Consider the following 6,229-nt stretch of genomic DNA (forward strand, 5'->3'; position numbering starts at 1 on the left):
ATCTGCTCCTGATAAATCCGCTAAGAGCAAATTGCTTTGAAAAAACTGACCAAAACGCAAACACGCATATCGGAGTGAAGCTTGAAATAAATTGGCGCCGCTCCAATTAACACGATCACAATCGGCGTAATCTAAATTGGCGTGGGACAGATTGGCATTGACCAAATTACTCCCGACTAGATGGGCACCCCGTAACTGAGCACCGACTAAGGTGGCATTGGTCAGTATCGCAGCAGGGGCATTTAATCCTTGCATATATGCCTGCGTCAAATTGGCTCCCACCCAATCTACCTGGCGACAGTTGGCCTGGTGTAAAATGACACCTGTCAAATCCGCCATACGCATCGTTGCCTCCCGCAAAATGACACCTGTTAAATTCGACCAACTTAGGTCCGCATTGACCAGATTGGCCCCGGTCAGTACCGCTTCTGTGCAGTCGCTCCGGCAGATTTGGTTGCGAAAAAAAAGTCCCTGGCGTAAACAAGCTCCCCGCAAACAAGAACCGGAGAGATTCACCATGTAAAAAATTGCTCCCGTCAAGTCCGCATTGGTTAAATCCAGCCCCGGCACATGGGCTTGCACCAGAATCACTTTGGTTAAATTACTGCCGCTAAAATCCCGTTCTCCATCCGCATAGCGCGCCAAAAACTCATCCGATTCCAGAGGCCGAGTCACAGGGGCAACAAGAAGCACACACAGGAACTGTTTTGCTTTTTACTATAGCAGTCCCCTCTCTGGGCAATCCCAAAGCAATGGGTAGTACCCCAGGAGTCTGGAACTAAATAAATAACCAATAAACTATAAATATGAGTATATGCCAACCCTTTTTGTAGGCTGAGAAGATGATGATATCGGGGCAGAAAATACGGGAATAATGCCCCGGCGGTTCCCGCTTCCCAGGGGTTAACGGTTGCCCCGCAATCCCCGCATCAATGACCCCAGAGAAACGCCTGCCTAACCTATGCGATTGCCCATTCCTTCCCCACAATTGCTATAATTTCAAACTCGGCACTTTTGGGTGGCGGCCCGCCGTTTTGGTCTTTTTTCTTGATTGATTTGCGCCCAAACCGTTTATGACCCTCTACCGCCTTGCCCCAGAACTGATTGAACGGATGGCCGCTGGGGAAGTGATTGATTCTCTGGTGGCGGTGGTGCGGGAGTTGGTGGAAAATGCCTTGGATGCCCAGGCCACGCAGCTACACCTGCGGGTTGAACCGGAGTGCGTGCGTTTGGCAGACAACGGCCAGGGCATGACCCTGGAAACGCTTGTCCTGGCGGCTAGCGCCCACACCACCAGCAAAATTCGGCAGCCCCAGGACCTGCATCGTATCCACACCCTGGGGTTTCGGGGGCAAGCCCTGTACAGCCTGGCGCAATTGGCGGAGGTGACCATTGCCAGTCGGTGTGCGACAGCAGCCCACGGGTGGCAAGTGCAGTACGACGCCCAGGGGCAGGTCGCGCAGCAAAAGGTCGTTCCCCTGGCTCCCGGAACGGTGGTGACAGTGCAGCATCTGTTTGCCAAATGGCCCCATCGCCAACAAAGTCTACCCAGTTGGCCGCAACAACTGCGCCACATCCAGTTGTGGATTCAGCAAATGGCCCTGTGTCACCCCCAGGTCACCTGGCAGGTGGAGTTTCCCGGCAAAACCTGGCACCTCTGGCCGGGTAGCCTGCAAGAGCGCCTGCGCCAAATCCTGCCCCAGGTGGCCCCCTCCCAGTGGCACATCGCCCAGCAGGAACACCTCACCCTGGCATTTGCCCTGCCGGATCAACACCACCGCCCCCGCCCCGACCGGATTTGGTTGGCCGTCAATGGCCGCTGTGTGGAATTGCCGGAAGTACACGCCGCCATCCTCCAGCATTTCCAACGGCTCCTCCCGCGGGGACGCTTTCCCTTATTGTTTGCCCATTTCCATTTGCCCCCGGAAGACGTGGACTGGCACCGCCACCCCGCCAAAACCCAACTGTACATCAAAAATTTAGAACATTGGCAGGCCAAATTACTGCATTTGTGCGAGCAAAGTATGCACGTTGCTCCCCCCGGCAAAACCGATTACCCGCGGGTGCAAAAACTGCTCCAGGTGGCCGAAACCACCGCCCGTTACCAGGCCCGCCCTACCCTCAAAGCCCTGGCGCAAATCCATCGCACCTATATCCTGGCAGAACACCCGGCGGGCCTGTGCCTGGTGGAACAACACATCGCCCACGAGCGGGTTTTGTATGAACAATTGCAGTCGGAATGGCAGGTGATCGCCCTTGACAGTCCGGTGATTTTGCCTCCCCTTACCCCCACCCAAGTGGAACGGCTGACCCAGTACGGCCTCCCTCCCGAACCCTTTGGCCCCCAGCAGTGGGCGGTGCGCCAGATTCCCCAGGTGTTGCAGGAGCGACCGGCGGAATGGGCCGATGCCCTGGTGGAACTGAGTCATTGCACTGACCGGGAACAGGCCACCGTGAACCTGGCCTGTCGCAGTGCGATTCGCAACGGCACAGAATTGACCCTCCCCCAAATGCAAACCCTGCTGGACCAATGGCAGGCCACGCGCGCCCCCCGCACCTGCCCCCACGGGCGACCCATTTGCCTTACCCTGGCGGAAACCCAACTGGCGCGCTTTTTCCGGCGGCATTGGGTGATTGGCAAAAGCTATGGGATTTAGCGACGCCCCACGCTCTGGGCAAAATCGTCCGCATCTACGTACACCAGGAGGACCTTATCCAGACCGGTGATCTGCAACAGTTGCAGGAGCACATGCCGCGGCGCAATCAACCCGATTTCTCCCCCCAACGCCCGCACGTGCTTGTGGCAGGCCACCAAGGCCCCCAGCCCCGCACTGTCGAGAAATTCCACGTGGGACAGGTCAATCCCCAAATAGCAGGGCTGACCGTTCACCGCCGCCTCGTACTGTTGCTTGAAGCGGGTCACCTGGGTACTGTCTAGGCGGGTTATCGGCAGGGTCAGGGTGGTCGGGGGTTGGCCGTAGGTCTCTTCGGTGGTTGGGGTGAGAATCCGCAGTTCCATAAGATGCCTCACAAAGGGGATGGGCATTTTCCTAAAGTATCACGACCCCCAGGCTATCCTAGAGGTAGTGCCGTTGGGGCAACCGGGCGATGAAACAACGGGTCACCCTCACCTTTCCCCGCCAGATGGTGCAGATGCCCATCACCTACCGTTTGGCCAAGGACTTCAACATTGCCGCCAACATCATTCGGGCGCAGGTCGCCCCCAACCAGGTGGGGAAATTGGTGGTGGAACTGGCCGGCGACATGGACCAACTGGCGGCAGCGCTGGAATGGTTGCGCGATAGCGGCATCGAGGTCACCGACAGCAGCCGGGAAATTCTGATTGATACGGACCGCTGTGTGGACTGTGGCCTCTGTACGGGGGTGTGCCCCACCCAGGCCCTCAGCCTGGACAAAGAGTTTCGGCTCCATTTCACCCGCACCCGCTGCATCGTCTGCGAGCAATGTATTCCCGCCTGTCCGGTTGCGGCGATTCGCACTAACTTCTAAAAACCCTGCCCCAACTGCCAGCATTTGTACCAACCTGCCGCTTTGTCAAGTCCTTGCCAATCGGCGCAAAAGGTTGTTTAATAGCTGATTAAGGTACTCTGATGCCAGAGCGACACTGTCGCTTCTTTGAGAATTAAGCTCCCCGACGAGAGCGGTACATTTTTTTCGTTACCTCGTATCAGCGACCATGCCTAGAACCAAACCCCCTTCGGATCGTGTCCTGACCATTCGCTTACCCAATGAGGAGCTCGTCAAACTCGAAACCTACTGTGCGGCCAAGGGTCGTACCAAGACGGATGTCCTGCGAGAGCTGATCCGCAAACTCCGCCACACCTAACCCGGCGGCCCATGCAGCAGGCCTACCTCGCCGCGGCGGTGCAGATGACCAGTGGCCCAGATGTCACCCAGAATCTGGCGCAGGTTGCCGAGTGGGTGGATTTGGCCAGTCATCGGGGCGCTACCCTGGTCGGCCTGCCGGAAAACTTTGCCTTTATGGGGGAGGAGGAGGAGAAAGTAGCCCAGGCGGCGCACATTGCCCAGGCGGCGGAGCAATGCCTGCGTACCCTCGCCCAACGGTTTCAGGTGACCTTGCTGGCGGGGGGAATGCCGGTGCCGGTGGACGGGAAACGGGTGGTGAACCGGGCGCTGGTGGTCAGCCCCGACGGGCAAATTCAGATGCACTACGACAAAGTGCATCTTTTTGATGTGAATCTCCCGGACGGCAACACCTACCGGGAATCCCGCACGGTGGTCGCAGGGCTGAGCCTGCCGCCGGTGTACTACCAGCCGGAGTTGGGGCACATTGGTCTGTCGATTTGCTACGATGTGCGTTTCCCCGAACTGTATCGCCATCTGGCCAAAATCGGGGCGGAAATTCTTTTTATTCCGGCGGCATTTACGGCCTACACGGGCAAGGACCATTGGCGCGTCCTGCTGCAGGCCCGGGCGATTGAGAATACCTGCTATGTCCTGGCGCCGGCACAGGTGGGGTGGCATTATCCCCGGCGGCAAACCCATGGCCACGCCATGATCGTTGACCCCTGGGGCGTGGTGCTGGCCGATGCCGGGGACCAACCGGGGCTGGCAATGGCAGAAATCAACCCGGAGCGGTTGGCGCAGGTGCGACGGCAAATGCCCTGTCTCCAGCATCGGGTCTTTTAGGGGTAATCAATTCCCGCGCAGTCTGCACCGCCACGGCTAAGACATCTTTATCGTCTAGGTTCTGTAAATAGGGTTGCAGCAACTTGCGGGCGTAACTGCCATAGGCCACCCCATGCACAGGCAAACGATAGCGCTGCACCAACGGCCAGGTCGCCTGATTGGTTCCCCCTGCCAACTGGACAAACCCCGGCGGCCCCTGCGCCAAAATTTTTTGCGCCAGCCGGATGGTTGCCCAGGTGGTACCTGCCCCAATATCCCCACTCATGGGACGGCCATCTGCCTGCCAGATCAACGCACAGGGCAAGGGTGTAATGATTTTGTAAAGTTTCCATAAGTACGGAATTACCTCTGGGTGGTCAGGGCAACTAATGGCGAGCAGTTGTAGCCGTTGCACCCAGGGCTGCAGTTCCTGCCACAGGTGAGCAAAACTGGCCTCATGCCCGGTTTGGGTATGGATTTCCAGGGCGGCAACCGGTTGGTGGTGCAGCAATTCAATCACGGCGGCGGGGCGGTGAACGTAGGTGCGGGCGGTGATGTACTGGTAGGGGCAAATTTCCAAACAACGCCCACAGCCATAGCAACGGGCCGCATCCACCCCAGCGGTGCTAATCGCCGCCACCGGGCACACCCGTTCACAGGGGCGAGGGCAATCCGGGGGGCACGCCTGCGGGTCAAAATGGGCCTTGCGGAAGTGGGGGTCCGTATCGTCGTTCAAACTCACCATCAGCAGGGGGGGCGTGGTTCCTGCCCGTTGAATGCCCCGCCACGCTGCCTCCACCACTGCCGGGTCCGCACACACGTCAATACAATGAATTCCTGCCAGGGTAAAGACCCAGCTCAGGGGTTCAATGCTGGCCGTGTCCTGATAGCTGGCGCCGCAGATGAGTTTCGCCCAGGAACGTGCTTTCAGCGCCTTTAGATGGCCTGAATCCACGGAATGACCTCGTAATCCGTCCAAATCCCGTTTTGCCAGTAGGGGTCCTGTTCGATCAAAGCCTGCACCTGGGCCGCATCTGCCGCCTCATAAATGCCGAAAAACCGTTTCAAATCTTGGGTCGGGCCAATGGTCACCAACACCCCTTGAGCCTTCTGTTGCGCCAAACCCGCCAAATGCGCTTCCCGGTAGGGCGCCCGTTTGGTTTCCACCCCGTCACAGTAGTGGCCGGTCACGACAAACTTGGGCATTGCTCCGCATCCGAAAGACTTACACAACGCAGAACAAAAGCGGACTTTTGTTCAACTTGTTGCTTCCTTCCTGATTCAACGATTCATACCTAGTTGGTTGCCCAACCCCGGCAGAGGAATCTCCCCAGGCGTGACTTCCCCTAGAGCTTAGGGTAGTTTGATACCATTTCACCAGGTTTAAGGCTGCATTCAAGTCGCGATCTATCCCCTCTAAACCGCAACTTTGGCAGCGAAACACCCTTTGGTTCAGCGGTATCTTTTGTTGATGACCACAGCGAGAACACAATTGGCTAGAGGGATAGAACCTATCCACCACCACCAACTGACAGGCATAGAGTTTGGCTTTGTACTCTAGCTGTCGCTTGAACTCATA

At 57.6% G+C, this 6,229-nt stretch carries 9 protein-coding genes; 4 read left to right on the forward strand and 5 right to left on the reverse strand.

Translation table 11 applies throughout. The features are described 5' to 3' along the window. Window positions 1-675, reverse strand: a 675-nt coding sequence (locus ACWISF_RS00075) for a pentapeptide repeat-containing protein (protein ID WP_448379559.1), incomplete at its 3' end; no start/stop codon positions are given. Between the two features lie 398 nt (window positions 676-1,073). On the opposite strand from ACWISF_RS00075, the gene mutL reads away from it, so the two are divergent. Next, window positions 1,074-2,657: a DNA mismatch repair endonuclease MutL gene (mutL, locus tag ACWISF_RS00080; RefSeq protein ID WP_448379560.1), complete on the forward strand. Its 1,584-nt coding sequence runs from the start codon at window positions 1,074-1,076 to the stop codon at window positions 2,655-2,657. Here mutL and ACWISF_RS00085 read toward each other — a convergent pair. Continuing rightward, window positions 2,654-3,019 carry an STAS domain-containing protein gene (locus ACWISF_RS00085; protein ID WP_448379561.1) on the reverse strand — a complete coding sequence of 122 codons (366 nt, stop codon included), beginning with the start codon at window positions 3,017-3,019 and terminating at the stop codon, window positions 2,654-2,656. The two genes, mutL and ACWISF_RS00085, sit on opposite strands and share 4 nt — an antisense overlap. 89 nt (window positions 3,020-3,108) lie before the next feature. Between ACWISF_RS00085 and ACWISF_RS00090 the strand changes: the two genes are divergently transcribed. The 3 genes from ACWISF_RS00090 (at window position 3,109) to ACWISF_RS00100 (ending at window position 4,671) form a co-directional block, all read left to right on the forward strand. Then, on the forward strand, window positions 3,109-3,510 hold the full coding sequence (locus ACWISF_RS00090; protein ID WP_448379562.1) for an NIL domain-containing protein: 402 nt from the start codon (window positions 3,109-3,111) through the stop codon (window positions 3,508-3,510). A gap of 187 nt (window positions 3,511-3,697) precedes the next feature. After that, a complete protein-coding gene (locus tag ACWISF_RS00095) occupies window positions 3,698-3,847 on the forward strand; it encodes a hypothetical protein (protein ID WP_448379563.1) in 150 nt (49 codons plus the stop codon). An 11-nt stretch (window positions 3,848-3,858) separates the two neighbouring features. Then, entirely contained in the window at window positions 3,859-4,671 is an 813-nt protein-coding gene (locus ACWISF_RS00100) for a carbon-nitrogen hydrolase family protein (RefSeq protein WP_448379564.1), read from the forward strand. Here ACWISF_RS00100 and ACWISF_RS00105 read toward each other — a convergent pair. From ACWISF_RS00105 to ACWISF_RS00115, 3 genes are all read right to left on the reverse strand, one after another. Continuing rightward, on the reverse strand, window positions 4,607-5,605 hold the full coding sequence (locus ACWISF_RS00105; RefSeq protein ID WP_448379565.1) for a Light dependent period protein LdpA domain-containing protein: 999 nt from the start codon (window positions 5,603-5,605) through the stop codon (window positions 4,607-4,609). The genes ACWISF_RS00100 and ACWISF_RS00105 overlap by 65 nt on opposite strands. Beyond that, window positions 5,587-5,856, reverse strand: a complete 270-nt coding sequence (locus tag ACWISF_RS00110; RefSeq protein ID WP_448379566.1) for a YciI family protein — start codon at window positions 5,854-5,856, stop codon at window positions 5,587-5,589. Before ACWISF_RS00110 ends, ACWISF_RS00105 begins: the two co-directional genes overlap by 19 nt. A gap of 19 nt (window positions 5,857-5,875) precedes the next feature. After that, a partial coding sequence (locus tag ACWISF_RS00115) for a zinc ribbon domain-containing protein (protein WP_448379567.1) occupies window positions 5,876-6,229 on the reverse strand: 354 nt, incomplete at its 5' end.

The sequence above is a fragment of the Gloeomargarita sp. genome (genome assembly GCF_053491055.1).

Bases quoted from the DNA above. Each gene is read 5' to 3' on its own strand.
- ACWISF_RS00110 (WP_448379566.1), bottom strand. From the start codon at position 5,856: ATGCCCAAGTTTGTCGTGACCGGCCACTACTGTGACGGGGTGGAAACC.
- mutL (WP_448379560.1), top strand. From the start codon at position 1,074: ATGACCCTCTACCGCCTTGCCCCAGAACTGATTGAACGGATGGCCGCT.
- ACWISF_RS00100 (WP_448379564.1), top strand. From the start codon at position 3,859: ATGCAGCAGGCCTACCTCGCCGCGGCGGTGCAGATGACCAGTGGCCCA.
- ACWISF_RS00090 (WP_448379562.1), top strand. From the start codon at position 3,109: ATGAAACAACGGGTCACCCTCACCTTTCCCCGCCAGATGGTGCAGATG.
- ACWISF_RS00095 (WP_448379563.1), top strand. From the start codon at position 3,698: ATGCCTAGAACCAAACCCCCTTCGGATCGTGTCCTGACCATTCGCTTA.
- ACWISF_RS00085 (WP_448379561.1), bottom strand. From the start codon at position 3,019: ATGGAACTGCGGATTCTCACCCCAACCACCGAAGAGACCTACGGCCAA.